At 34.9% G+C, this 1,466-nt stretch carries 1 protein-coding gene; it reads left to right on the top strand.

Annotated features, from left to right (window positions below; translation table 11 throughout):
• Positions 1-116: 116 nt before the first annotated feature.
• Positions 117-1,430, top strand: coding sequence for an IS30 family transposase (locus tag T335_RS0115305; protein WP_026478312.1), 1,314 nt, complete (start codon positions 117-119; stop codon positions 1,428-1,430).
• Positions 1,431-1,466 lie beyond the last annotated feature (36 nt).

Raw genomic sequence — 1,466 nt, 5'->3', positions numbered from 1 at the left:
AACTAAATTCTATATTGCAGCAGTAAATTCTATATAACTAGAATTTAAATATGCATACCAATTCCTGTATAATTAAAGAGCAGTTGATTGCCTGCCTGTGCAGGAATGAGGTTAATATGAATAAGAAACCAAGAGGCAATCAAAAACACTTAACATTATCACAGCGAATCGAAATTGAGAAAAGTCTTTTAGCTGGTGATTCTTTTGCCGCTATTGCCAGAAAGATAGGTAAAGATCCGAGCACTATTTCGAAAGATATAAGAAGACATTCTAAAATCGCTGAACGCAAAAACATGGATTTTGCACCAATACCATGTAGTAATCGTAGAGAATGTAAGCTTAGATATTTATGTGATGAAAATTGTAGTAACCTTTGCAAAATGTGTAAAAATAAAGGGCCAAGATGCATTGATATTTGTCCCAACTATTCTCCACGGACTTGCGAAAAATTAGCAAAACCGCCTTATGTATGTAATGGTTGTGGAAAAAGAATAAACTGCTTAATGGAAATGCATGTTTATTCTGCAAAATATGCCGATGACTGCTATCGAGAATTACTTGTATCCAGTCGTGAGGGTATTAACCAGACACCTGATACAATTATGAAAATGGATGCTTTGGTAAGTCCATTAATAAAAAAGGGACAGTCCATAGCCCATATTTATATTAATCATGCTGAAGAGATTGGGTGTAGTCGAAGAACTCTTTATAACTATATCGATCAGTCTGTACTTACTGCAAGAAACTTAGATTTACGACGTCGTGTAAAATATAAACCCCGAAGAAGTAAAACCCAAGCCAGTGTTAAGAACCGTGCTTACAGAGAAGGGCGAAATTATGATGATTTTCAGAAACTTATAAAATCAGAGCCTATGACAAGCGTTGTAGAAATGGATACTGTAGAAGGCAATAAAGGGGGTAAGGTCTTATTGACTATGATGTTTAGAAACTGCTCATTGATGCTTATATTTTTACTTAATTCAAAGATTCAATCGGAAGTAAAACGTGTTTTTGATCAGTTAACTATAGCATTAGGAAAAGAATCATTTAAGAAAATGTTTCAGGTGATTCTTACCGATGGTGGTCCTGAATTTCAAAGCCCTTCATTACTTGAGTATACCGACGAAGGTCAACAGAGAACCAAAATTTACTACTGTGATCCATACAGCTCTTGGCAGAAGGGTATGATTGAGAAGAATCATGAGTATATACGACTTGTTCTTAAAAAAGGAAAATCTTTTGACCTATTGAGCCAGGAAGCTATAACATTACTGCAGAATCATATCAATAGCGAAGCAAGAGACAGTCTAAATGGCTGTACGCCTTATAAACTGTCTACTCTTCTTCTGGATCAAGAACTTCATAAGTATTTAAAATTGATAGAAATAGAACCTGATGAAGTGACTTTGAAACCAGAACTACTTAAATAAAATAGATGTCGCACAGGCAGATTTCACTGTATAGAA

The sequence above is a fragment of the Alkaliphilus transvaalensis ATCC 700919 genome (assembly GCF_000621485.1).
In the GTDB taxonomy this organism is placed as follows: Bacteria; Bacillota; Clostridia; order Peptostreptococcales; family Natronincolaceae; genus Alkaliphilus; species Alkaliphilus transvaalensis.
Note: the sequence above shows the minus strand (reverse complement) of the source record. Positions and strands in the feature narration are given on the sequence as shown.

What these genes read in the sequence shown, in the direction of transcription:
- T335_RS0115305 (WP_026478312.1), top strand. Translation starts at nt 117, where the DNA reads ATGAATAAGAAACCAAGAGGCAATCAAAAACACTTAACATTATCACAG.